The organism is Sphingomonas sp. JUb134 (assembly GCF_004341505.2).
Taxonomy (GTDB): domain Bacteria; phylum Pseudomonadota; class Alphaproteobacteria; order Sphingomonadales; family Sphingomonadaceae; genus Sphingomonas.
In genome coordinates this window covers 2,261,043-2,285,691 of the sequence record NZ_SLYP02000001.1, presented here as the reverse complement: position 1 = coordinate 2,285,691, position 24,649 = coordinate 2,261,043, and the positions used below count along the sequence as shown (strand labels likewise).

At 67.5% G+C, this 24,649-nt stretch carries 22 protein-coding genes; 10 read left to right on the top strand and 12 right to left on the bottom strand.

Translation table 11 applies throughout. The features are described from left to right. Window positions 1-16 precede the first annotated feature (16 nt). From rapZ to EDF69_RS10490, 5 genes are all read right to left on the bottom strand, one after another. Window positions 17-940 carry an RNase adapter RapZ gene (gene rapZ, locus EDF69_RS10510; protein WP_125959612.1) on the bottom strand — a complete coding sequence of 308 codons (924 nt, stop codon included), beginning with the start codon at window positions 938-940 and terminating at the stop codon, window positions 17-19. Continuing rightward, entirely contained in the window at window positions 937-1,365 is a 429-nt protein-coding gene (locus tag EDF69_RS10505; RefSeq protein ID WP_204991444.1) for an HPr kinase/phosphorylase, read from the bottom strand. Before EDF69_RS10505 ends, rapZ begins: the two co-directional genes overlap by 4 nt. Next, entirely contained in the window at window positions 1,365-2,936 is a 1,572-nt protein-coding gene (locus EDF69_RS10500; protein ID WP_132883837.1) for a sensor histidine kinase, read from the bottom strand. Before EDF69_RS10500 ends, EDF69_RS10505 begins: the two co-directional genes overlap by 1 nt. Beyond that, complete coding sequence (locus EDF69_RS10495; protein ID WP_125959615.1) at window positions 2,905-3,612, bottom strand: response regulator transcription factor; 708 nt, start codon at window positions 3,610-3,612, stop codon at window positions 2,905-2,907. Before EDF69_RS10495 ends, EDF69_RS10500 begins: the two co-directional genes overlap by 32 nt. A gap of 97 nt (window positions 3,613-3,709) precedes the next feature. Then, window positions 3,710-5,527 carry a DUF885 domain-containing protein gene (locus tag EDF69_RS10490; RefSeq protein ID WP_132883838.1) on the bottom strand — a complete coding sequence of 606 codons (1,818 nt, stop codon included), beginning with the start codon at window positions 5,525-5,527 and terminating at the stop codon, window positions 3,710-3,712. A 122-nt stretch (window positions 5,528-5,649) separates the two neighbouring features. Between EDF69_RS10490 and EDF69_RS10485 the strand changes: the two genes are divergently transcribed. The 4 genes from EDF69_RS10485 to EDF69_RS10470 all read left to right on the top strand — a co-directional run bounded on the left by EDF69_RS10485 (window position 5,650) and on the right by EDF69_RS10470 (window position 9,711). Beyond that, window positions 5,650-6,429 (top strand): ATP-grasp domain-containing protein, encoded by a 780-nt coding sequence (locus EDF69_RS10485; protein WP_132883839.1) that lies wholly within the window; start codon window positions 5,650-5,652, stop codon window positions 6,427-6,429. Window positions 6,430-6,494: 65 nt separating this feature from the next. After that, on the top strand, window positions 6,495-7,952 hold the full coding sequence (guaB, locus tag EDF69_RS10480; protein WP_132883840.1) for an IMP dehydrogenase: 1,458 nt from the start codon (window positions 6,495-6,497) through the stop codon (window positions 7,950-7,952). A gap of 21 nt (window positions 7,953-7,973) precedes the next feature. Further along, window positions 7,974-9,155, top strand: a complete 1,182-nt coding sequence (locus EDF69_RS10475; protein ID WP_132883841.1) for an SAM-dependent methyltransferase — start codon at window positions 7,974-7,976, stop codon at window positions 9,153-9,155. Between the two features lie 34 nt (window positions 9,156-9,189). Then, window positions 9,190-9,711: a tetratricopeptide repeat protein gene (locus tag EDF69_RS10470; protein ID WP_125959620.1), complete on the top strand. Its 522-nt coding sequence runs from the start codon at window positions 9,190-9,192 to the stop codon at window positions 9,709-9,711. A gap of 6 nt (window positions 9,712-9,717) precedes the next feature. Here EDF69_RS10470 and rsmA read toward each other — a convergent pair whose 3' ends face one another. Genes rsmA through EDF69_RS10450 form a run of 4 tightly spaced genes read right to left on the bottom strand, consistent with a single transcriptional unit; the run spans window position 9,718 to window position 15,276 of the window. Then, on the bottom strand, window positions 9,718-10,545 hold the full coding sequence (gene rsmA, locus EDF69_RS10465) for a 16S rRNA (adenine(1518)-N(6)/adenine(1519)-N(6))-dimethyltransferase RsmA (protein WP_132883842.1): 828 nt from the start codon (window positions 10,543-10,545) through the stop codon (window positions 9,718-9,720). Between the two features lie 5 nt (window positions 10,546-10,550). Further along, on the bottom strand, window positions 10,551-11,573 hold the full coding sequence (pdxA, locus tag EDF69_RS10460) for a 4-hydroxythreonine-4-phosphate dehydrogenase PdxA (RefSeq protein WP_132883843.1): 1,023 nt from the start codon (window positions 11,571-11,573) through the stop codon (window positions 10,551-10,553). Between the two features lie 11 nt (window positions 11,574-11,584). Beyond that, on the bottom strand, window positions 11,585-12,973 hold the full coding sequence (locus EDF69_RS10455) for a peptidylprolyl isomerase (RefSeq protein WP_132883844.1): 1,389 nt from the start codon (window positions 12,971-12,973) through the stop codon (window positions 11,585-11,587). A 59-nt stretch (window positions 12,974-13,032) separates the two neighbouring features. Continuing rightward, on the bottom strand, window positions 13,033-15,276 hold the full coding sequence (locus EDF69_RS10450; RefSeq protein ID WP_132883845.1) for an LPS-assembly protein LptD: 2,244 nt from the start codon (window positions 15,274-15,276) through the stop codon (window positions 13,033-13,035). Between the two features lie 175 nt (window positions 15,277-15,451). Here EDF69_RS10450 and EDF69_RS10445 point away from each other — a divergent pair, with 175 nt between their 5' ends. The 3 genes from EDF69_RS10445 to ndk all read left to right on the top strand — a co-directional run bounded on the left by EDF69_RS10445 (window position 15,452) and on the right by ndk (window position 17,905). After that, window positions 15,452-16,927, top strand: a complete 1,476-nt coding sequence (locus tag EDF69_RS10445) for a leucyl aminopeptidase (protein ID WP_132883846.1) — start codon at window positions 15,452-15,454, stop codon at window positions 16,925-16,927. 18 nt (window positions 16,928-16,945) lie between these two features. Next, window positions 16,946-17,386: a DNA polymerase III subunit chi gene (locus EDF69_RS10440; protein ID WP_132883847.1), complete on the top strand. Its 441-nt coding sequence runs from the start codon at window positions 16,946-16,948 to the stop codon at window positions 17,384-17,386. A 96-nt stretch (window positions 17,387-17,482) separates the two neighbouring features. Next, window positions 17,483-17,905, top strand: coding sequence for a nucleoside-diphosphate kinase (gene ndk / locus EDF69_RS10435; protein ID WP_125959627.1), 423 nt, complete (start codon window positions 17,483-17,485; stop codon window positions 17,903-17,905). A 68-nt stretch (window positions 17,906-17,973) separates the two neighbouring features. Here the strand turns inward: ndk and EDF69_RS10430 are convergent, their stop codons facing one another. The 3 genes from EDF69_RS10430 to purM are packed head-to-tail and all read right to left on the bottom strand — an operon-like array spanning window position 17,974 to window position 20,558. Further along, a complete protein-coding gene (locus EDF69_RS10430; protein WP_132883848.1) occupies window positions 17,974-18,603 on the bottom strand; it encodes a hypothetical protein in 630 nt (209 codons plus the stop codon). A gap of 10 nt (window positions 18,604-18,613) precedes the next feature. Next, window positions 18,614-19,459 carry a phosphoribosylglycinamide formyltransferase gene (purN, locus tag EDF69_RS10425; protein WP_132883849.1) on the bottom strand — a complete coding sequence of 282 codons (846 nt, stop codon included), beginning with the start codon at window positions 19,457-19,459 and terminating at the stop codon, window positions 18,614-18,616. After that, complete coding sequence (purM, locus tag EDF69_RS10420; protein ID WP_132883883.1) at window positions 19,452-20,558, bottom strand: phosphoribosylformylglycinamidine cyclo-ligase; 1,107 nt, start codon at window positions 20,556-20,558, stop codon at window positions 19,452-19,454. The genes purN and purM overlap by 8 nt, the downstream gene beginning before the upstream one ends. 106 nt (window positions 20,559-20,664) lie before the next feature. On the opposite strand from purM, the gene EDF69_RS10415 reads away from it, so the two are divergent. Genes EDF69_RS10415 through EDF69_RS10405 form a run of 3 tightly spaced genes read left to right on the top strand, consistent with a single transcriptional unit; the run spans window position 20,665 to window position 24,649 of the window. Beyond that, window positions 20,665-21,885: a heavy-metal-associated domain-containing protein gene (locus EDF69_RS10415; protein ID WP_339538243.1), complete on the top strand. Its 1,221-nt coding sequence runs from the start codon at window positions 20,665-20,667 to the stop codon at window positions 21,883-21,885. After that, the gene (locus tag EDF69_RS10410; protein ID WP_339538241.1) at window positions 21,885-22,523 is read left to right on the top strand and encodes a chromosomal replication initiator DnaA; all 639 of its coding nucleotides are present in this window, start codon (window positions 21,885-21,887) and stop codon (window positions 22,521-22,523) included. Before EDF69_RS10415 ends, EDF69_RS10410 begins: the two co-directional genes overlap by 1 nt. A 2-nt stretch (window positions 22,524-22,525) precedes the next feature. Then, window positions 22,526-24,649 carry an RNA degradosome polyphosphate kinase gene (locus EDF69_RS10405; RefSeq protein ID WP_339538239.1) on the top strand — a complete coding sequence of 708 codons (2,124 nt, stop codon included), beginning with the start codon at window positions 22,526-22,528 and terminating at the stop codon, window positions 24,647-24,649.

The window sequence follows — 24,649 nt, the reverse complement described above, 5'->3', positions numbered from 1 at the left end:
CGAGCCCCCGAGCGATTCATGGAGCCTGCGGTGCATCCTCCAGCGAGTTCTGGGGAATTGTTCCCAGATCGCGGTGGGTCACCGTGGGCGAAAATCCTGCGTCGCGCAACCATGACGCCATCCGTTCTGCGACGTGGACCGAACGGTGTCGCCCCCCGGTACACCCGAACGCGACCGTAACATAGGCCTTTCCTTCGGCGCGGTAGCGCGGGAGGAGGGTGCCCAGCAGCGTCTCGATCGCCTGCATCGCCGCTGGATAGGCCGGATCCTCCGCCACATAGGCGGCAACGTCGGCGTCCTGTCCCGTTCCGGGGCGCAATTCCGGCACCCAATGGGGATTTTGCAGGAAGCGCATGTCCAGGACGATGTCGGCGTTGCGCGGCAGTCCCCGTGCGAACCCGAACGAAAGCACCGACAGCGTCGGCTCGCCGTGGCCCGGGATCGAATAAGTGACGCGGACCTGCTGCGCCAGATCGGCCGCGGACATGTCGGTGGTGTCGACGAGCTGGCTCGCCCAGCGGCGCAGTGGCGCCAGCAGCTCCCGCTCCCGCGCGATGCCGTCGCTCGCCGGCCGATCGAGCGCGAGCGGGTGCCGCCGCCGAGTCTCCGCATAGCGGCGCTCCAGTTCGGTGCTGGCACAGTCGAGAAACAGGGTGCCGATGTCGCGGCCGCCTTCCTCGTTCAGGAGCTTGATGCGGCGGACGATGCTCTCCGCGTCGAAGCCGCGAGTGCGCGAACCGATGCCGATGGCCAGCGGCTGACCGCCTTCGCGGTGGGTGACCGGCTGTTCGGTCGCGAGGAGGCGATCGAGCAGCAGCAGCGGCAGGTTGTCGACCACTTCCCACCCGAGATCCTCAAGCGTCTTGAGCACGGTCGACTTGCCCGCGCCGGACAGGCCGGTGACGAGAAGAATGCGCTGAGGCTCGTTCCGCGCGCTCATGCAGCGCCCGCGAACATGCGAAGGGCGAGTTCCACTTTGATCGGTGCTGAGGGCTCGAGGGCAGGAAGCGCCACGAGCGGGATTTTTATACCGGCGATGCAGCGCTGCTCCGGGCGTTCCGGCAGCCGCTCTGGCGTGGGCTCGATGCGGACCATCATGGCGACGGGTACCTCGTTCCGGAAGGGCAGAGAGACAATGCCGATCCCGCGCACTTCGATCCGCCCCGCAATTCGTTCCGGTGCGCGACCGATCAGGCGGGCTTCCTGCACCTCGAGCACCGTATAGTCGTCGCTGACCAGCTCGGCGCCGCGATCCACGAGCCGGAGCGTCAGGTCGGACTTGCCAGCGCCCGACTGTCCTTCGATCAGCACGCCACGGCCGTCGATGGCGACACAGCAGGCGTGGAGTGTCTCCGCAGCCGGCATCACGCCGCGACCTGCGGCAGGCGGACGACGAAGCGGGCACCACTCAGGCGGTCTTCTCGGGATTCGACGGCGATCATGCCTCCATGCCCTTCGACAATGGTGCGTGCGATGGCAAGGCCCAGGCCCGAGTGGGTGCCGAAAGCCTCGCTGGCCGGACGGACCGAGTGGAAGCGGCGGAAGATCGCGTCCCGCGCTTCCTCGGGCACGCCGGGACCCTCGTCCTCCACGCGAACCACGATCGAGCTGTCCTCGGCGACCGCCGACACGGTGACGAGTCCATCGTCCGGCGAAAAAGAGACGGCGTTGTCCAGCAGGTTCTCGAACACCCGCTCCAGCCGCGAGCCTTCGCCGGAGACGAGCAAAGGCCCTTCGCTGAGCCGATCGAAGCGGACGCGCACGCCTCTGACCGGCTCGCGTTCGGCGCGCAGGCGAACCAGCGCCTCCAGCAGCGCCGCCACGTCGATCGGCTCGAACTTGGCGCGGCTCAGCTGCGCGTCCAAGCGCGAAGCATCCGAGATGTCGCTGATCAGCCGGTCCAAACGGTGCACATCGTCGCGCATGATCGCCATCAGCCGTTCCTGCAAGGCAGGGTCCTTGACGTGGTCGAGGCTGTCCATCGCAGAGCGCAGCGAGGCGAGGGGGTTCTTGAGCTCGTGCGTCACATCCGCGGCGAAGGCTTCCGTTGCGTCGATCCGCGCGCGCAGGGCGCCGCTCATGTCGGAAATCGCGCGGGCCAGCATCCCGATCTCGTCCCGTCGATATGGCAGGCGGGGCACGACGACCTCGCGCGCCCGGCCCAGGCGGACGCGCACCGCCGCACGCGCGAGCAACCGGAGCGGCTGCACGATCGTCCGCGCGAGGAACAGCGACAGCAGTATGGAGACGAGCGCCACTACCAGCAGGACGACGCTCAACCGCAGGCGTTCGGCGCGAACGGTCTGGACGATGTCACGCGCGTCCACCGTCGAGTGCAGCGTGGCACCGGCCGCGAGTGGCGCCGCGGCGGTGATCACCGGCGAGCGATCCGGTGCGCGCCAGACGGTTGCGACGCCTCTCCCCGTGGCGGCTGCGCTGACTACCTCGGGCCATTTCAGCCCGTCCGACTTGCCGCGTTCGCGGTACAGCGGGGCACGGCGGGTGCCGGCGACGGTGTCGATCATCGCGTCGAGCAGCCGTGCGACATCTTGCTGCCACGGCTCCTTGTCGGGATCCCGCAGTCGGAAATTCTGCACGCCCGCCGCGCGACTGTCGAAGCGCTCGATGCCACCGGCGTCATACACGCGCAGTCGCGCACCCTGGGCGCGGGCCATTCGCAGCAGGAGCCGGGTACGTGCTTCCGGGTCCACCGCGCGCAGCGCCTCACCGGTGAGCGCAATCTCTCGCTCGGCCTGGCTCACCCGCTCATCGAGGATGCGCGCGCGAAAGCTGTCCAGGTAGAAGAAGCCGCCGGCGACAAGCGCCAGGGCGAAGATGTTGACGAACAGGATGCGCGGCGTGAGCGAAACCCGTCCCGAGCGGCGGGAGCCCAGCGCCTGCTCCCTATTCCTCCGAGAAGCGGTAGCCGGCGCCATAGAGCGTCTCGATGGCGTCAAACTCGGAGTCTACCTGCCGGAACTTGCGCCGAATGCGCTTGATGTGGCTGTCGATCGTCCGGTCGTCGACATAGATGTCGTCTTGGTAGGCCGCGTCCATCAGCTGGTTGCGCGTCTTCACGATACCGGGACGCTGTGCCAGCGTCTCGAGGATCAGGAACTCCGTCACCGTGAGCGTCACCGGGCCGCCGTTCCAGGTAACCCGGTGGCGCGCCGGATCCATCGACAGACGTCCGCGGACGAGAACCGGCTGCGGGGGCTCCTCGCCCGCGCCGAGAGCGACCGCGGGCGCTTCGGCACGGCGGAGGATCGCGCGGATGCGAGCAATCAACAGCCGCTGGGAAAACGGCTTGGCGATGTAATCGTCGGCTCCCATGGCGAGGCCGAGGGCCTCGTCGAGCTCGTCGTCCTTGGAGGTCAGGAAGATCACCGGGATCTGGCTCTTCTCGCGCAGGCGCCGCAGCAGCTCGAGCCCGTCCATCTTGGGCATCTTGATGTCCAGCACGGCGAGGTCCGGCGGGTTGTCGATCAACGCCTTCAGCGCTGCTTCGCCGTCCGAATAGACGCGTGTCGAAAATCCGTCCGCTTGAAGGGCGATCGAGACCGAGGTCAGGATGTTGCGATCGTCATCGACGAGCGCGATCGTCGCCGTCATCGCTGATCCCCTGGTTTCGCTGCCATGCTCCGGCGGTATCCCAAAGAGTGGGGAGGCTCAACCTCGGCGGCATCGTGACGCCGGAGCGTGCGCGGGGTCACCCCCGTGCCTTGGCGACGAAGCCGTCGATGTTTCGCTCGAGCACGGTCATGGGCACGCCGCCGCCGATGATCACCGCGTCGTTGAACCCGCGGGAGTCGAAGCGGTCGCCAAGCGCCTGCTGCGCCTTACGCCGCAGCCGGTTGATTTCCGAATGCCCGACCTTGTAGCCGCAGGCCTGGCCGGGCCAGGAGCAATAGCGGTCCACTTCACCGCTTACCTCCTCCACGGTCGAACCGTTGGTGGTGGCGAACCACTGGATCGCCTGCTCGCGCGTCCACCGCTTCGCGTGGAGGCCGCTGTCGACCACCAGACGACAGGCGCGGAAGGCGATCGACTGAAGATAGCCGAGCCGCCCCACGGGATCCTTCTCGTAGACACCGAGCTCGTCGCCAAGCTGCTCCCCGTAGAGCGCCCAGCCTTCGGAGAAGGCGTTGAAGCCGAGCAGCGATCGAATGAGCGGCAAGCGGAACGTATATTCGCCCTGCCAGACATGGCCGGGGATGGCTTCGTGATAGGAAAGGGTGGGAAGCGCATAGCGGGGCCAGATCTCCGTGGTGCGCAGGTTGATCCACAGCTTGCCCGGAACGCTGCCGTCGATCGAGCCCGGTCCGCCATAGGCACCCGGCGCGCCCGCTTCCTCCACCAGCGGGATACGGCGCACCTCGGCGCGACCGGGAACCAGCGTGTGGAAGGCGCGTGGCATGCGGGCGCGCATGTCCTGGATGCGGTCGGTCAGCAGCGCGATGATCTGCTCGCGACCCTTGTCGTCGTTCGGGAACAGGAAGCGCGGGTCCTTGCCAAGCGCCGTCATCCGCTCGCCGACGGTGCCCTTGGTGTAGCCGAGCGGCTTCAGGATCGTATCCATCTCCGCCTGAAGCCGCGCGAGTTCCTCGCGGCCCATGGCGTGGACCTCGTCGGGCGTCATGTTGGTCGTCGTCGAGGCCCGGAGCGCCCAGGCGTAATAGGCATCGCCGTTAGGAAGCTTCCAGGCGCCGGCGTCGCTGGTCGCCTTTGCCCGCTGATCCTTCAGCGCCGCCTCCTGGCGAAGCAGCGCGGGTCGGACCTTCTGCTCCAACACCTGCGCAACAGCCTTCGCGTCCGCACCCGCGATCTTGGCGGTGCGGCTGGTGTAGCTTTTGTAGAGGTCCCAGTCGGTTACCGCCCCCGCATGGCTCTTGCCGATCTGTGCCAGCGTCTTGTCGAGCAGGAAGTCGGGCGGGATCACGCCCAACGCCGTCGCAGCGCGCAGGCGCTCGGTCTCGCCGTCGAGCTGATCGGCATAAGCGTTAACCCGGGCGACGAACGCCTCTGCATCCGCCCGGGTCTCGATCTTGTGATCGCTGTCCAGGAAGCGAGGCGTGTCGAGATAGGCCCCGACGTTCTGCACGACCACGTAGGGCGTGTTGCGCCAGCCCCCGACGGCGACGTCGCCATAGGGTTGGGCGAGGCCTTCAAGCGCAGTCTCGAACGCGGTGCGGACGACGTCGACATCGGTGCGCGTGGCCGTCGAGAGCTGCGCCGTGTCGATCGCCTTCAGGCGACGCACATGATCCATAAGGTGCTGGCGCAGCTTCGCCTGACCCGCAGGGGAGCGGTCGCCGAGACGGGCCTTGAGCGCTGCCCGCTTGCCCGTGTCGATCCCCAGTCCCGATGCCGTTTCGGGCATATCCGCCAGCAGCGATTCCGCGATCTGCGACAACAGCGCTTCCGCCGCGGCGTCGGCTCCAGTGGCGGCAAAAGCGGTCGCCGGCAGAGCCTGGGTCGCAGCGGCGGCCGCGCCGGCAGCCAGAAGTTCGCGGCGGGTCAGGGTCATGCGGGCTCCTCAAGGACAGCTCCGGGGCAGCGACATCTGCCCCGGCTTGGAATTGAGCGGCTTTGCTAGCATGACGGCGCCATGAGGACAGCCCATCTCGCTCGCCGCCTGGCGGCGCACCCATGATCCGCCGCGTGCTGTTCGGCGAGCATTCCACGCAAGCGCCGGCAATCGCCCAGTTCATCGACCGTGCGCGGTTCCAGCCGAGCTTCGCGGACCTCGCTTCTGCGGAGTTCGCAAGGTTCGACCTGGTCGTGCCGCTTAGCGTCGCGCAGATTGCGCAGGCACGCCCAGCAAACTTCGACGGCGCCCGCCGCGCGGTGCTGCCGAGTCCGGAGCTCGTGGCGCTGTGCGACGACAAGCTCGCATGCAACGAGTGGCTGATCGAGCACGGCTTCGGAGAGAACGTCCCGGCGCTGCTGGACGACGAGCCGGATTGTTTCCCCTATATCCGCAAGTCCCGTCACGGGAACTTCGGGGCAGGTTGCGTGATGGTGCGCGATGCCGCGGAGGCGGCGGCGATCGGCGCCATCCCGGAAGACTCGTTCCACCAACGGGCCGTGCCCGGCGCCGACGAATATGTCCTGCACCTGCTGCGCATCGACGGGCATGTCCGTTTCCAGCTTTGCTACCGGTACGACATGGGAACGCCCCTGGCGGTGCGAGGCGGAGCCCAGGGAGCCAAGGCGGTCGTGCCTGCCGAGCCTGGTGACGCGCTTTCGCTCTGCTGTGCCGTCCTGGACGCGATGGAGTACGAGGGCACCTGCTGCTTCAACTACAAGCTGGAGGACGGACGACCGCAGATCCTGGAGATCAACCCGCGCTTCGGCGGCTCCCTGGTCGGCGAAGTCAGCGCTTATCTCCAGGCGCACGTCGATGCGCTGGCGCCAATCGCCCCCTAGCGCGGCGGCATGACCTTGGTTACATGGGCCGCCAACCTTCGACTCCCGCAGGATCTGGCGCCCCCATGGACATCCCTCTCGGTCTCACCTTCGACGACGTTCTCCTGTACCCGGCGGAATCAGACGTTCTGCCCAGCCAGGCGGACACGCGGACGCAGGTGACCCGCAGCCTCGCGCTCAACATCCCCTTCCTGTCCTCGGCTATGGATACCGTGACCGAGGCGGACATGGCGATCGTGATGGCCCAGCTCGGCGGCATCGGCGTCCTCCATCGCAACCTCGACCTCGAACAGCAGGTCGCCGCGGTGCGCGCGGTCAAGCGCTTCGAATCGGGCATGGTGGTCAACCCGATCACCATCCTGGCAGACGCGCCGCTCGCGGAAGCGCGGCTCCTGATGGAGCGCCATCGGATCAGCGGCATCCCGGTGACGGACCCGTCGGGCAAGCTGGTCGGCATCCTCACCCATCGCGACGTCCGCTTCGCCGAGAACCCGGCGCAGCCGATCTCCGAGTTGATGACGCGCGACAACCTCGCGACGGTCCCGGCCGGCGTCAGCCAGGAAGAAGCGCGCCGCCTGCTCCACCAGCGTCGCATCGAGAAGCTGCTTGTGGTGGACGAGGCGTACCGCTGCGTCGGCCTCATCACCGTCAAGGACATTGAAAAGGCGGTCACCTATCCTTCGGCCACCAAGGACGCCGCCGGCCGGCTGTGCGTGGCAGCCGCGACCACCGTTGGCGACAAGGGCTATGAGCGTACCGCCGCCCTGGTGGACGCAGAGTGCGACCTTATCGTCATCGATACGGCGCACGGCCACAACCGCGAGGTCGCGCGCGCCGTCGAACGCGTGAAGAAGCTGTCGAACTCCGTTCAGGTGATCGCAGGCAATGTCGCGACCGCCGAGGCGACCCGTGCGCTGATCGATGCGGGCGCCGACGGCATCAAGGTGGGCATCGGGCCCGGCTCGATCTGCACCACCCGCGTGGTCGCGGGCATCGGTGTGCCGCAGCTGACCGCGGTGATGGAATCGGCCAAGGAAGCTCGCAAGTCGGGCGTGCCCGTGATCGCGGACGGCGGCATCCGCACGTCGGGCGACGTGGCCAAGGCGCTGGCTGCCGGCGCATCCGCGGTGATGATCGGATCGCTGCTCGCGGGCACCGAAGAGGCGCCGGGCGAGACGTTCCTGTACCAGGGCCGCGCCTACAAGTCGTACCGCGGCATGGGCTCGGTCGGCGCGATGGCGAAGGGATCGGCGGACCGCTATTTCCAGCAGGACATCAAGGATCAGCTGAAGCTGGTGCCGGAGGGCATCGAGGGCCAGGTGCCCTACAAGGGTCCGGCGCGCGACGTGATCCACCAGTTGGTCGGCGGCGTGAAGGCGGCGATGGGCTACACGGGCTCGCACACGATCCCGGAGCTTCAGGAGCGAGCGCGCTTCGTCCGTATCACGGGCGCCGGGCTTCGCGAGAGCCATGTGCATGATGTGACGATCACGCGTGAAGCGCCCAACTATCCGACCCGCTGACCGCGCGACGAGGGTGCTGCCGTGACACCGGCTGCGCGGACGCAGGCCGCGATAGACCTGCTGGACGCCGTCATCGAGGCGGCCCGTAGCGGGGGTGCGGCCGCCGACACGGTCGCCCAGCGCTTCTTTGCAGCCCGGCGCTATGCCGGATCGAAGGATCGGCGGGCGATCCGCGGGCTTGTCTACGAAGCGATCCGCAGCTTCGGAGAGCGGCCGGCGAGCGGCCGTGCGGCGATGGTCGCGTTGGCGCGTGGCCGTCCGGAATTGGCGGATTGCTTTGACGGTTCTGGCTACGGACCGGCTCCGATCCAGGCGGATGAACCCGAAGCGGAGGCGGCGCTCGCGCCTGCGTGGCTGATCGACGCGTTCGCGACTTCCGAACTCGACACGAACGAGCTCGCTGCGCTCCTGGAGCGGGCGCCCGTCGACGTACGGGTCAACCGGCTGAAGGCGGATCGCGCCGCGGTACAGGCGGAGATCGGCGGCGAGCCGTTGGCGTTTGCAACGGACGCGCTGAGGCTGGCGACAGACGCCCCGGTCGAGCCGTTGCTCGCATGGCGGGAAGGCCGCATCGAAGTGCAGGATGCGGGCAGCCAGATCGTCGGCAGCCTCGCAGGTGCGGAGCCCGGCATGCGCGTCGTGGATCTTTGCGCAGGAGGGGGCGGCAAGACCCTCTCCCTGGCCGCCGCCATGGAGAACCGCGGTTGGATCGTGGCGAGCGATACCGATCGCGCGCGGCTTTCCCGACTTCCCGAACGCGCCGCGCGAGCGGGTGTCACCGTCGCGGAAACCCGGCTGCTCGACCCCAAGCGCGAAGCCGAAGGGCTGGCAGACCTTCACGGAAGGGCCGATGTCGTGCTGGTCGACGCGCCTTGCTCGGCCACCGGGACCTGGCGACGCAATCCCGAGGCGCGATGGCGGCTGACCCCTGAGCGGCTCACCCGCTTCGCGGAGGTGCAGTCGCGGCTGCTCGACGTCGCCGCGGAGTTGGTGCGCCCCGGCGGAGCCCTCACCTATGTCGTGTGTTCTCTGTTGGACGCAGAGGGACGGGACCAGGTCGCGGCCTTCCTGAACCGGCACCTTGGCTGGTCGGTTGCACCGATCGAAGCCGCCGTCGGGCGACCGCATGGCGACGGGCGCCGCCTGACGCCCGCGCACGATGGCACGGACGGCTTTTTTGTCGCGAGGCTGGTGCGCGCATGATAGCCGTGCACTCGTGACGCTAACGGAGAAGATCATGCGCCTCACCACTCTGACGGCGGCAGCTGCACTGGCGCTCGTCAGCATCTCCACGTCGCTGAGCGGCCAGCGTCCGGACGACCAGATCAACCCGCGGTCGATGGCGTTGCTGCAACAGGGGGAGGCCGCGCGCGCGGCCGGACAGTTGGATCGGGCAGCCGGTCTGATCGAAACCGCGCTGGCGGTCGACCCGCGCAACCGACAGGCCTTCAACGTGCTGGCGGAGATCGCGCGGGCGCGCGGGCTGCCCGGGCAATCGATCCGGCTCTACCGCGAGGCATTGGCACTGGAGCCGACCGACCTGCGGGCGCTGCGGGGGCAGGGTGAGGCCCTGGTCGCGAAGGGTGCCATGGTGAAGGCGCAGGAGAATCTGGCGAAGATCCGGAAGCTGTGCGGCAACGACTGCACGGACGCGACGGCCCTCGCCGCTGCGATCAGCAAGGGGCCGCCGGCCACCGCCACCGCGCAGCAGTCGGTCACGCCCGCCCAGGCACCGGCCGCGACACCCGCCAAGCCGTAAGACCGATCAGCTCGCTGGCCCGTCGAGCGCCCGCGCCAGGGCAACGAACTCCTCCACCCGGACCGTCTCCGCACGCCGGGTGACGTCGATCCCGATGCGCTCGGCCGCGTCGAGTGCGCCGGCGACCGGCTTCAGGCTCTGCCGAAGCATCTTGCGACGCTGGCCGAATGCGGCAGCGGTGATCCGCTCCAGCGTCGCCATTCGCACACTCTCCGGCATCTCGGCAGGAAGGATGTGCACCACGGCGGACATCACCTTGGGGGGCGGGGTGAAGGCGGAGCGATGCACCGGCATCGCGATACGCGCCGTCGATCGCCACTGCGCGAGGACCGCCAGTCGGCCATAGGCTTCCTCACCTGCGTGCGAGACGATCCGCTCGGCGACTTCCTTCTGGAACATCAGCGTCAGACTCTGCCACCAAGGACACCAGTCGGAGGAGAGCCAGCCGATCAGCAGCGCCGTGCCGACATTGTACGGCAGGTTGGAAACGATATGCGGCCGGCCCTCGAACAGGGCGGGCGCGTCGATCTCCAGCGCGTCCCCCTCGATGAGCCGGAGCTTGCCCGGATAGGCTTCGGACAGTTCCTGCAGGGCGGGGATGCAGCGATGGTCGCGCTCGATCGCCGTCACCTTTGCTCCGGCGGCGAGCAGAGCGCGCGTCAGCCCGCCTGGCCCAGGGCCGACTTCGAGCACTTCCTGCCCGGCAAGATCACCCGGCACACGAGCAATCCGGGCGAGAAGCTGCCCGTCGAAAAGGAAGTTCTGGCCGAGCGCCTTGCTTGCGCGAAGACCATGGCGGCGGATAACCTCCCGGAGCGGGGGCAGCGTGTCCATGGATGCTACTGGCAGGCGCTGGTGCGCCGCACGGCTGCGGCCTGTGCAGCCATGCGGATCGCGGCGATCATCGCTCCGGGTTCCGCCTCGTTGCGTCCGGCGATCCCGAACGCGGTGCCGTGGTCCGGCGACGTGCGTACGATGGGGAGGCCGAGGGTCATGTTCACGCCCTCGTCGAAGTGGAGGGTCTTGATCGGGATCAGCGCTTGGTCGTGATAGAGGCACAGCGCCACGTCGTAGAGTGCGCGCGCACGCGGGTGGAACATCGTATCCGCTGCATAAGGCCCGACCGCGTCGATGCCTTCTGCCTGAAGCTGTTCAATGGCGGGGATCAGGAAGTCGATCTCCTCACTCCCGATCGCGCCACCTTCACCGGCATGCGGATTGAACCCGGCGAAGGCCAGGCGCGGCTTCAGGATGCCGAAGTTCCGCTGGAGGCCACGAGCCGTGGCGCGCGCCTTGGCGACGATCAACTCGATGCTGATCGTGCTCGCAACACTCCGCAGCGGAATGTGCGTGGTGATCGGAACGACCCGGAGGGTAGGGCCAGCGAGCATCATCACTGCATTCTCATGCGCGACGCCGCACCGCTCCGCCACGAACTCTGTCTGGCCGGGATAGGTGAACCCGATGTCGTACAGCTGCTTTTTGGAAACCGGCCCGGTGATCACCGCGCTGGCGGCTCCCGATCGGGCGAGGCCGGCCGCCAGCTCCAGCGATTGAAGCGCGCAGCGTGCACCGTCGATGTCGGGCGCCCCGGGAACGACCTCGCCAGCATCCGCCGCCGCGATCACCGGAAGCCCGTTGCCGAACGCGGCTGTCGCCTCATGCGGATCGCTGATGGCGACGACGGGACCATCCCAGACCTGCGACACCGCGCGCGGATCGCCGACCGCGAAGAACGGCGGGAGCATATGCGGCGCCCGCGCGCTCCATGCCTTGGCAATGATCTCCGGCCCGATCCCAGCCGGATCGCCCATCGAGACGGCCAGCGGCGGAAGCTCGGGCGGCCGCTGGCTGGAAGGCATCGGGCTAGGGATCAGCGATACTCCACGATGGCGTCGCGACGCAGGTCGCGCAGCATGCGCTGGGCACGCAGGTTCACGCGCTCCTGCTCGACCTGCTGCTGCACCGCCTCGGCGGACGGCAGGCTGGCGGTGCGACTGTCATCGCGGCCGCAGAGCACGAGCACGCGGATGCCTTCGGTGGGGCTACCGAACGGTTGGGTGGCCTCGCCCACCTGCAGCTTCACCATCAGGTCCTGGAGCGCCGGCGGCAGGTCCCGGACACGAACCGAGTCATTGTCCACGACTTCCACGCCGAGGTCGCTTGCCACCTTAGCGACTTCGCCGCAGCCGCGGATCTTGCTGGTCGCCTCTGCGAACTGCGCGGCGAGCTTCGTCGCCTGTGCCTGGCTCGTGCCCGCGGGAAAGTTCTTGGTGAGCTGGCGCAGGCTGAGCCGCGCATCGCGCGGATCGGCCATCAGCACCTGACGCTTGTCGGTTAGATACAGGATCGAGAAGCCGCCCGGCGTCTGGATCGGGCCTGCGATCTGGCCCACTTCCATCCCCTGCGCTGCCTGCGCGAGCGGCGCCGGCAGGGTGGCAAGGCGGATCCAGCCCAGGTCTCCCTGCACCGCACGCGTCGACGCTTCGGAGAAGTTCGAGGCGAAATACTCGAACGGTGCACCCTTGCGGATCTGCTCGATGATCTTGCGGCTCGCGTCGATCACCTCGGCCTCTCGATCCGGCGTGGCCGAGAGATAGATTTCCTTCAGGTGATACTCGTCCGTGCCCTTAGCCGCTTCCAGGCGGTCCAGGATCGCCTTCACCTCTTCGTCGCCGACGTTGATGAAGGGCTCCACGCGGCTGCGCAGGAGCCGGCTCCAGGCAAGCTCCCCCTCGATCTGGCGCTTCATCGACTTTTCGGACGAACCGACCTGGCGCAGGTAGGCGCGCATCTGGTCCGGCGTCCGCTTGAAGTTGCGCGAGACGCGGGCAAAGCCCTGGTCGATCTCCGTCGTCGTGACGGTGATGTCGTTGCTCTTGGCTTCCTGGATCTGCAGCGTCTCGTCGATCAGCTGGCGGACGATCTGCAGGCGCAGCTGGTCGCGATCCTCCGGGCTCAGCTTGATGTTGTTGAGCGCCACGACGAGCGCAATGCGCTGGTCGACGTCGGTCCCGGTCAGCACCGCGTTGTTGACGATCGCCGTGGCCTTGCGAACGTTCGGATCCTGCTTGCCGAAGATGGTCGGATTCTGTGGGAGATTGAGGTTCGCCGCGGGGCTTGCCTGGTCGTCGGGCACGACCTGCGCCGACAGGGTCGATGCGGTCGCCGCACCGGCGAGCAGCAGCAGCGTGGCGGCATTCCGGAAGCGGCGCCCGTTCACGAAATTCTTGATCACCTGGTGTTCAACCTCATCAACCATCCGGCGCGACAGGGGCACAATCCAGCGCTCACCTTGCCCGCACGTCCCTGAACAGGGGCTTAGCGGCCCAGGTTCTTGAATGCCAGCGTCAGCAAGTAGCTGTTGCCGCCGCGCGCATCGCCGTTGTCCTGATAGTCCCGCTTCCAGGTGGCGCCCAGCCGCAGGCAATCGTCTTCATAGGTGACGCCGATCCGGTGCCGGATCGGATCGAAGCCGTCCGCGGCGGAGAGGACGTCCTCGCTGCGGTCGGTAAGATCGACGGTCGCGGAGCCGAACACGGACCAGAAGGGTGCAAACTGCACCCGGGCGCCCACGCGGGCCTCCTCGCGGTCCAGCAGGTCCTCGACCGCATCGATATCGCGGTTCAGCCGGAGATAGCCCAGCAGGAGGTACGTCTTGCGCGATCCGATCGTCGCGTCGACTTCATTGCGGCGCACGGCCAGCCCGTCCTTGTCGAGACGATAGCGGTGCGTGAACTGCACGAAGTCGCGGAAACGGACCTCGGTGCGCCCGACGATATCGGACAGGCGATCATCCAGCCCGGTGCCATCCGGAAGGATCGTCTCACGGTTCGAGAGGCGATAGCTTTGCCCCACGGTCGCGTTGATCTCCACGCCCGGCAGGTTCAGCGCGTAGTCGATGCCGTAGGTAAAGCGCGTCGAGTCCTCGAACCGGTCGTAGCCGGGGAAGCGATTGAGCGCGAAAAGATTGGAGTCCTCGAGATCGACCGCCCGCGCGTCTTCGTTCGGTACCGAGAGGTTGGCGACATGCGGCGACACGACCGCCTGCAGTCGCGGCGTGATCCGCTGGGTGCCGCCGAAGACCTCTCCGACGAAGGGCCATTGCACGTCGATGGCGACGGCGCCGATCGCGCGCGTGCTGACGCCCTCATTGCCGCGGTAGCTGGCGACGATCGTCTCCAGCGTATCGTTCGCGTTGTAGATGTCTCCGCGGGCATAGGCAGTCAACGTTACCTGCTGCCCCCAGTTCGTGATGCGCCGCAGATCCCACTGCGCGGATGCAAAGGCGCGCTGCGTATCCTGGCCCTCCTGACGGAACAGCGCCAGTGAGTTCGCCTGAAGCTGCAGGACGCCCCCGGCGACCCCTTCGATCCGCCGCCGATAGTCGATCGCGGGAAGGGCGATCGGCTGCATCTTCTGGTTGTCCCCGGTGCGCATCGTCTGCACCGCCCAGCCATCGATCGAGAGATAGCTATTCTCGTCGATCCGCTCGACCTTCAGGTTGTTGCGGAGCCGATCTTCGCGGGAGATGTCGTACCGACGCAGGAAGGTGTCGTCGGTCTGAAGGCGCAGAGACCCGCTCACGCTCCAGTTGGGATCGAGCTGGAACCTGCCCACCGCGTCGATATAGCCGCGAAAGGAGCGCTCGCTGTTCACCGTCTCCCCGCTGTCCAGAACCTCGTCGCTCCGGCGACTATAGGTTCCGTAACCGATCACCCGCAGCGCGCCGGTTTCGGTGAGCTGCCGGTATTCCGCCTCCAGCATCGGCAGAACCGAGGTGAAGATGTGTGGCGTGATGGTCAGGTCGCGGTTCGGCGCGAGTGCGAAGTAATAGGGGACCGCCACCTCGACCCCGTTCACCCGGTCGATCCGGAACGATGGGGTGAGCACGCCGCCCGCGCTGCCGCCACCTACCGAATGGCTGAACGCGGGGAGGGGAATGCCCGGCAGATTGAACAGCTTCAGCTGCGCGCCGGAGTAGCGAATACGATGATCCGTCGGATTGTAGGTTACCCGAACGGCAGTGATCTGCCACGACGGTTGCTTGGGGCAGCCTTCGGAATCCGTCACGGCACACGGGCTGTAGGCAGCCTGCTCGACCTGGATCACGCCGCCGGCGTCGCGGCTGCCGCGCTGGGCGGCGATCCGGCCGCCCTCGTCCAGCACGACCAGCATGTTCTGGATCAGGCCGTCCTTCAACGAGTCGGTCAGCTCGATACGATCGCCATAAGCCGTGTCACCCTCCGGGTTGGTGACCGCAATGTTCCCCTCGGCCACGACCTGGCCCGACTTGCGGTTCCAGCTGACACGGTCGGCGCGCAGCCGGTCGCCTTCGCGGAACATCCGCACGTCGCCGGTCGCCGTGACCACATCGGCCTCGGTGTCATAGTCGAGCCGGTCCGCGGTGAAGCGGATTTCATCCTCGGAGGCTGGCGCTGCTGCGGCTTCGGGCGGCGGCGGTGGCACCGGCCGGTCCTGAAGATCCTGCGCCATGGCGGAGGCGCCGCCGAACGCCAGCCAGAACTGCACCGCGCCGGACAGGAGGAGGACGCTACGCTTCACCTAGAACTACTCTCCATGCGGCGGCCGCGGCTCGCGGGGCGATCCATGAACCGGCCCTATCGCATCCGCTTTCGGGAACCGCAATCGCCCTCCAGTCGCTTTGCGTGCGTGCCGCGCCTGGCCTAAGGGTGCGGCTCGCCGTCCGGCGCCCGATTCCACCACAGGGACATTATCGATGCAGATCCGTTTCATCTCCTCGCGGCCCGCAGATGCTGCGGCGCTGGTGCTGCCGGTCGGGAAAGCAGGCATTGCTTCGCTCGGCGACGCGGGCCTGGAAAGCGCCACGGCTGCACTGGTGCGGGGAGCGGCCGAGGGCGCCCGGTTCGACGGCGAACCCGGCACGATCGCCGAGATCTTCGTGCCGCAGGGGAACGGGGCGGCGCGCGTGATCCTGCTCGGCACCGGCAGCGGTAGCGAACAGGACCTGGAGCGCGCCGGCGGCGCCTTGACCGCGCGCTTCCTGACCGCGGGAGTCCCTGCGCTGGTGATCGACCTCTCGACGCTCTCGGCGACGTCCGGCGCCACGGCCGTTGCGCGGCTGCTCGCCGCAGCGGAGCAGCGGAGCTGGCGCCATGACGTCTATCGGACCCGCATGCCGGCAAGCGCCCGCCCGACGCTGGAGCGGATCGAGGTGGTGGGCGCCCCGGAAGGGATCGACGCTGCCTGGACCGATGCCAAGGCGCTGACGGATGGCCTGGCGCTCACACGCACCCTGGTGAGCGAGCCGCCGAACGTGCTGTACCCGGAGAGCTTCGTCGAGCGCTGCCGTCATCTCGAGGAGCTCGGCGTCGAGATCACCGTGCTCGATGAGGCAGCGATGCGGGAGCTCGGCATGGGCGCGCTGCTCGGCGTGAGCCAGGGCTCCGTGCGCGAGGCGCAGTTGCTGGCCATGCGCTGGAACGGAAAGGGCGAGGGCGACGTCGATGTCGCGTTCGTCGGCAAGGGCGTGACCTTCGACACCGGCGGCATTTCGCTGAAGCCGGGCGCCGGCATGGAAGACATGAAGTGGGACATGGGCGGCGCGGGCGCCGTGGCAGGCGCCATGAAGGCGCTGGCGCTGCGCAAGGCGAAGGCCAACGTCATCGGCGTGTGCGGCCTGGTCGAGAACATGCCCGACGGCAACGCCCAGCGCCCCGGCGACATCGTCACCTCCATGTCCGGCCAGACGATCGAGGTTCTCAACACGGACGCGGAAGGCCGCCTGGTGCTGTGCGACGCCATCACCTGGGTCCAGCGCACGCACAAGCCGAAGACGATCGTCGACCTGGCGACGCTGACCGGGGCGATGATCATCGCGCTGGGCAACGAGCATGGCGGCCTGTTCGCCAACGACGACTCGCTCGCCGACGAGCTGCTGGCGGCCGGCAAGGCGACGGGCGACAAGCTGTGGCGGTTCCCGCTGTCGCCGGCCTATGACAAGTTGATCGACTCGCCGATCGCCGACATGAAGAACATCGGCGGGCGCGGCGCGGGCTCGATCACGGCGGCGCAATTCATTGGCCGCTTCGTCGAGCCGGAGGTCCGCTGGGCACACCTCGACATCGCGGGCATGGTCTGGGCCGACAAGCCCGGCGTGGCCTGGGACAAGGGTGCGACCGGATTTGGCGTCCGCGTGCTCGACCGCTTCGTGCGCGACCAGTTCGAAGGCTGATCGCGACGCGCCACCGCCATGCAGGTCGACTTCTACCACCTGACCCAGCTTCCGCTCGAGCGTGCCCTGCCGCGCATCGCCGAGCGGGTGGTGGCGGGTGGCGGTCGCCTGCTGGTGGTGGCCGAGCATGAAGAGGCGCGGCAGGCGCTGGACCGATGCCTGTGGGCCTATGCGCCGGAAAGCTTCTTGCCGCACGCACAGGCGGGTGGCCCGGGCGACGCTCGCCAGCCTGTGCTGATTGCGGGCGACATCCAGCCCACGAACGGCGCCCGCAACATCGCGCTTGCGGACGGCCTGTGGCGCGACGGCGCGCTGGCGTTCGAGCGAGCCTTTCACTTCTTCGACGACGAACGGATCGTGGAGGCTCGCCAGGCATGGCGTACGCTTGGCGACCGGGGCGACGTGTCGCGCCGATACTGGAAGCAGGGCGAGAACGGCCGCTGGGAACAGGCGGCCTGACCCGCGCCGGGGGTGCTCCGGCTTGCATCAAAGCGGCATGGAGACTAGGGAGCCGCGACTTTCCAACAAGCCATCATCTCAAGGAGCCGTACGGCCATGGCCGCGACCCGCACGTTTTCGATCATCAAGCCCGACGCAACCCGCCGCAACCTGACGGGCGCCGTCACCAAGATGCTGGAGGAAGCCGGCCTGCGCGTCGTCGCGTCCAAGCGCATTCAGATGACCAAGGAACAGGCCGAGGGCTTCTACGCGGTGCACAGCGAGCGCCCGTTCTTCAACGACCTGGTCTCCTTCATGATCTCCGGCCCGGTGGTCGTGCAGGTGCTCGAAGGTGAGGACGCCGTGAAGCGCAACCGCGACATCATGGGCGCGACCAACCCTGCGAACGCCGAGCCGGGCACGATCCGCAAGGAGCTGGCCGAGTCGATCGAAGCGAACTCGGTCCATGGTTCGGATTCGGAAGAGAACGCCGCGATCGAGATCGCCTACTTCTTCAAGCCGGAAGAAATCGTCGGCTGATCGGGACGCCGCCCGCATGGGCGGCGATCCAGCGGAATTGAGGGCGCGGCTCCGAACGGAGCTGCGCCCTATTTCTTTGTGGGAATGGCCAGGCGGCGCCGTTCCGCCGTCCAAAGCCGGTCGAGCAGCGCAGCCGAGTTGCTCCCAGGATGCCGCTGCTTCAGCGCCACCCCCTGCAGCTTCAGCGTCCTGCCACCCAGCAGGCGCCCCTCCGTCGCGAAAACCAGCTCATAGATGGCGCTGTCCTCGCGCTGGACGTCTGCGTCCCAATAGTGGCTGTCGATGCGGATGGGCAGGCGCCCCTGGATGGTATCGGCGCCGCCATCGGTGAGCTTGAGCACCGGCTCCGCGATCCAGTCCGCGTCTATCCGGGTATCCAGCACGCCGTCCTTCGACGGCACTTTGAGCGAAGGCGGAAATTGAACCTCGATCCGCTCGATCCTGTGGTTCGCATCGCTCAGTTCCAGGCTGCTTCCGTCGCTCCCCGGGGTTCCGACAAGCGTCACGAGCCGGGCGACATGCGCCTTGGCATCCGCGGCCGCCCGCTGGCGTGCCATCTCTTCCTCGCGCTCGATCTGGCTGTCCTTGCGCAGCGAGACGTTGTTCCAGAGCGTCAGCGCCGAAATGACCAGAGCCACGACGCCGACGATCTCCGCCAACGTCAACCAGCGCCAGCGCTTGCGTGGCTTCTCGCTCATCCCAGGTCGCTCATCGTCCGCCGGCCTCCAGCAATGCCTGGGGCGCAGACAGCTCCCAGCCCCGAGCAATCGCGTCGCCGATCACCGTCCAATCGGCATCCTCGCTGAGCGTGAGCGTGCGCCAGCCGCTCTCGCTGCGGGTCGTCAGCGCGCCGTCGCCGGTAATCCGCGCAAAGACAGTCCCATCGACAGAGAAGCTCGTGTCGCCTTCGTTTTCCTCCTCCGCTTCGGGAAGGGCGAGCGCGACGCTGCGGACGCGGGCAAGGGGGGTGTCGGCCATGCTGCGTACGAACTCCGCCAGGATCCGTGGGTACAGTCGATGTTCCTCTACCAGCACCCGTGCGGCAAGTGCCTCGGCAGTATCGCCGAGGTGGACGGGTACTTCGGCCTGACCAAGCACGGTGCCGGCATCGAGCTCCTCGGTGACCAGGTGCACCGAGCAGCCGGCGACCGCGTCGCGCGCCTCGATCGCCCGGGCATGGGTGTCGAGCCCCTTGTACTTCGGCAGCAGCGAGGGGTGGATGTTGAGGATGCGTCCCGCCCAACGTTCCACGAACGCCGGGGACAGGAGGCGCATATAGCCGGCCAGCGCGATCAACTCGACGCCGGCATTCCGAAGTGCGGCGTCGATGCGGGCTTCGTATTCGGCCTTCGGCATCCCCTTCGGGCTCTGCGCGAAGGTCGCCACGCCCTGTTCGGCCGCCCAGGCGAGGCCGGCCGCTTCGGGTTTGTCGCTCGCCACCAGCGCGACTTCGAACGGGCAGTCCGGGGCACGGGCCGCCTCAACCAGCGCCGCCATGTTCGAGCCGCGGCCCGAGATGAGGATGCCGAGCTTGCGGCGGACGTTCTCAGCCAAGGTGGGTCGCCGTCCACGCACTGCGCCCGCTCCAGGTGCCGGCGCTTCCGACCACGGTGCAACCACAGTCACCCGCTTCGACCGTGCCGATACGGAAAACCTGCTCGCCCGCTTCTTTCAGCGCGGCTCCGACACCGTCTGCCTCTTGCGCTGCGACGAGCACCGCCATGCCGATGCCGCAGTTGAAGGTCCGCGCCATCTCTTCCGGCTCGATCGCGCCCTGCGCCTGAAGGAATGCCATCAGGCGGGGCTGTTCCCAGGAATCGGCGTCGACGCGCGCGTGGCAGCCTTCGGGCAGCACGCGCGGAATGTTCTCGAGCAGGCCGCCGCCGGTGATGTGGGCCAGGCCGTGGATGCGCTCTTCACGCAGCAGCGGCAGCAGGCTCTTCACGTAAATTTTGGTCGGCGCCATCAATGCGTCGATCAAGAGGCGATCCTGGTCGAAGAGAGCGGGCCGATCGAGCTTCCAGCCCTTGTCCGCAGCCAAACGGCGAACCAGTGAGAAGCCGTTCGAGTGAACGCCGGAGGAGGCGAGCCCCAGGATCACGTCGCCGACCTGAACACGGCCCTTGGTGAGCAACTGCTCGCGCTCGACCGCGCCGACACAGAAGCCCGCGAGGTCATAGTCGCCCGCGGCATACATGCCCGGCATCTCCGCCGTCTCGCCACCGATCAGCGCGCATCCTGCCTGGCGACAGCCTTCTGCGATCGAGGCAATGACGCGCTCGGCGACCTCGGGCTCCAGCTTGCCGCTGGCGTAGTAGTCGAGGAAGAACAGCGGCTCGGCGCCCTGGACGATCAGGTCGTTGGCGCACATCGCCACTAGGTCGATCCCGACGCCATCATGGGCGTTGTGCTCGATCGCCAGCTTCAGCTTCGTGCCGACACCATCGTTCGCTGCCACGAGGAGCGGATCCTTGAACCCGGCCGCCTTGGGATCGAAGATGCCGCCGAACCCGCCCAGATCGGCGTCGGCCCCGCTGCGGCGGGTCGAGCGCGCCAGCGGCGCGATGGCCCGTACCAGGGCATTGCCCGCGGCGATCGAAACGCCGGCTCCGGCGTAGGTATAGGGCGTCGCGCCCGCATCTTCGGTGCTCATGGGCGACCGACTAGCCATATCCTGCTTGGATTTCCACGCCCGCTTCGTCAAAAGGCGGCCGATGCCTTGCTTGCGCTTTTCCCGAACTCTGCGTGCCGGCCTGTTGGTGGCGCTGCTTGCTACCGGCGGTACCGTGATCGCGCAGATCGAGGACAGCGGCCGCGGCGTCGCGCCCATCGCAAGTTCCGGGAGTTTCGAGGTTTCCGGCGTCTCCGTCGATGTAGCGGGCCCCAATGCCGAAGCCGCGAGAACCGCAGGCTGGCGGCTGGCGCAGCGCAAGGGCTGGGACATGCTGTCGCGACGCCTGACGGGTCGTCCGGGCTCGCTTCCCGATTCGGCGCTCGACTCGCTCGTGAGCGGGATCGTCATCGAGAATGAGCAGATCGGACCGAACCGCTACGTTGCAAAGCTGGGCGTGCTGTTCAATCGTGGGCGCGCGGGCTCGATCCTGGGCGTTGCCGGGGAGACGCTCCGCTCGCCCGCGTTGCTGGTCGTGCCGCTCCAGGAATCCGGGGGCGCGGCGACGGTGTTCGAGCGCGCGACGCCCTGGCAGGAGGCCTGGGCGCGCTTTCGCACCGGCAACAGCGTCATCGACTATGTCCGGCTGACCGGCACCGGCCCTGACGCGCTGCTGGTGAACGGCGGCCAGGTAAGCCGCCGCGGCCGTGGGTGGTGGCGCACCATCCTCGATCAATATGGCGCAGCCGACGTCCTGATCCCGCAGGTGAAGCTGCGGCGCCAATGGCCGGGCGGTCCGGTGATCGCCGACTTCTCCGCAGGCTATGGTCCCGACCATCATGTGCTCACCCGGTTCACCCTGCGGGTCGAGCGGACCGACGCGCTGCCCGCGCTGCTGGATGAGGGCGTCCGCCGGATCGATGCGGCCTATCAGCAGGCGCTCCGCCAAGGCGCCTTGCGCACCGATGCAGCGCTCAGTGCACCGCCGCCGGGCCAACCACTTCCGACCGTGAACGTACCCGCGCCTGGGGCGGCGGACCTGGGACCGGAGGTCGCCACGACCACGCCGGAGGGTCGCACGACGCTTTCGATCCAGTTCGATACGCCCGGCGTTGCTGCGCTCGCATCGTCGGAAGCTTCGGTCCGCGCGATCGCCGGCGTCCGTTCCGCAGTCACCACCAGTCTCGCGCTGGGTGGCGTGTCCGTGATGCGAGTCGTCTTTGATGGCGATCCCGCCGTGCTTTCTGCAGCCTTGCAGGCGCGCGGCTGGCAGGTGACGCAGGGCGGGGGCGTGCTGCGCATTCGCCGAGCCGCCGGCACCCCTTCGCCCAATCCCTCGGCCGCACCGGCGGCACCGACCGGCGGATGATGCAGCTCGACCTGCCGCTGGGTCAGCCGGTGGGCGCGCGGGCGGACGAGTTTCTGGTGAGCGACATCAACGCGCACGCCGTCCAGCACCTGGAACATTGGGGCACCTGGCCCGTGATGGCCGCGCTGTTGGTCGGCCCCCGCAAGTCCGGTCGCTCCTTGCTGTCTCGGCTCTTCGCACTGCGCACCGGTGGGACCGTCATCGATGATGCCGAACGCCAGAGCGAGGTCGACATCTTCCATGCGTGGAACCGTGCGCAGGCCGAACGACGACCGTTGCTGGTGGTCGCGGACGCGCCACCCCCCGCCTGGGACGTTCGCCTCCCGGATCTCCGGTCGCGGATCGGCGCGACACCGGTGTTGACGCTGGGGCTTCCCGACGCGCGGCTCGTGGCCTCGCTGCTCGACTATCTGTTCGAGCGACGGGAGCTCGTCGCGGGACCGGGATTGATCGACTGGATCACGCGCCGGGTGGAGCGGAGCTACATCAGCATCCTCGGCGTTGTCGAAGCGCTGGAGGAAGATGCGATGGTGCGACAGAACCGTCGCCTTTCCATCACGACGGCGCGGCCAGTCCTGACGAATGCGGGATTGGTGCCGAACGCGCCGCCAGCAGGCGTGGAACAAGAGGGAGCTTGAAGGTGACGGAAACCGGCCAAGGATATTTCAATCGCGAACTCTCCTGGCTGGCGTTCAATCGGCGGGTGCTGGAGGAGGCCTGCAACCCGGCGCATCCGCTGCTCGAACGGCTGCGGTTCCTATCGATCTCCGCGAGCAACCTGGACGAGTTCTTCATGGTGCGCGTTGCCGGCCTGAAGGGCCAGGTGATGCAGGGCGTCGAACTCAAGTCCATCGACGGCCTCACGCCCGCGCAACAGCTTGCCGCGATCGTCGAGGATGCGGCAGCACTGGTGGCGAGCCAGCAGCGGATCTGGGATGACCTCGCGGAAGCGCTTGGGGAGGCCGGCATCTTCGTCCTCGAAAGCGACTCGATCGCAGGCGAGGCGGAGGCCTGGCTCCGCCGCCATTTCCAGGAACAGCTGTTTCCGATGATCACGCCCCAGGCGTTGGATCCGGCCCACCCGTTCCCGTTCATCCCGAACCAGGGTTTGAGCGTGATCTTCGACCTCGTCCGCATTGCCGATGGCGTGCGGGTGCGGGAACTGGTTCTTCTGCCGGCGGCGGCTCCGCGCTTCGTCCGTCTGCCCGGCACGCCCGCCCGATACGTCGCGATAGAAACGCTGATCAAGCGCTTCTCTTCGCTGCTTTTTCCTGGGTACGAAGTTCGCGCTTCCGCCGATTTCCGCGTGCTGCGCGACAGCGATATCGAGCTGGAGGAAGAGGCGGAGGATCTGGTTCTCTACTTCCGCTCCGCGATCAAGCGGCGCCGGCGCGGACGTGTCATCCGGCTGGAGGTCGAAAGCGGGATTAGCGACGGCCTGCTCAGCGTCCTGAAGGAGGAACTCGGCGGCAGCGATGCGCTGCTCATCGAGAAGAGTGGCTTCCTGGGTCTCGGCGATCTCTCGCTCCTGGTCGAGGAAGATCGCCCGGAGCTCAAGTTTCCGCCGTTCAGTCCGCGGTTTCCTGAGCGTATCCGGGAATTCGGTGGAGACTGTTTCGCGGCGATCCGGGCGAAGGACATCGTCGTCCATCACCCTTACGAGACCTTCGATGTGGTTCTCGCCTTTCTGAAGCAGGCGGCTGCCGACCCGGACGTCCTCGCGATCAAGCAAACGCTCTATCGGGCGGGCAAGCAATCTGCCGTCGTCAGCGCCCTGATTGCGGCGGCGGAGGCGGGTAAGTCCGTGACCGCGGTGGTGGAACTCAAGGCGCGGTTCGACGAGGAGCAGAATCTCTATTGGGCATCGGCGCTCGAGCGCGCTGGCGTCCAGGTCGTCTACGGCTTCATCGACTGGAAGACACACGCGAAGATCTCGATGGTCGTGCGGCGCGAGGACGGCGGGGTGCGGACCTACTGCCATTTCGGCACCGGCAACTATCATCCGGTCACCGCGCGCATCTACACGGATCTGAGCTTCTTCACGGCGGATCCGGTGATCGGGCGCGATGCCGTGCAGGTGTTCAACTATATCACCGGCTATGTGGAGCCTGCGCATCTGGAGCGGCTCGCGATCTCCCCGCGTAACCTGCGCGATCGCCTCATCGAGCTGATCGAGGAAGAGATCTGCCACGCGAAGGCGGGTCGGGAGGGGGCGATCTGGGCGAAGATGAACTCGCTGGTCGATCCGAGGGTGATCGACAAACTGTACGAGGCGAGTTGCGCCGGGGTGCAGATCGAGTTGGTGATCCGCGGCATCTGCTGCCTGCGGCCGCGGGTTCCCGGCATGTCGGAGAATATCCGCGTCAAGTCGATCGTGGGCCGCTTTCTGGAGCACAGCCGCATCTGGGCCTTCGGCAACGGCAGCGCCCTGCCGAACGACGAGGCGCTGCTGTTCATCTCGTCGGCCGACTGGATGCCGCGCAATTTTGATCGGCGGGTGGAGTATCTGCTGCCGATCACCAACCCCACCGTGCACGAGCAGGTGCTCGACCAGGTGCTGCTCGCCAACCTGATCGACGAGGAGCAGAGCTGGGAACTTGGGCCGGACGGCAGCTACAAGCGGGTGGAAGTGGATGGCCCAGGCTTCAACCTGCACCGCTATTTCATGACCAATCCCTCGTTGTCCGGGCGTGGGGCGGCGCTCGACGACACCATGCCCCAGGAGCTTTCGCTGCGACAGCATCTCACCGAACAGGACGGTTGA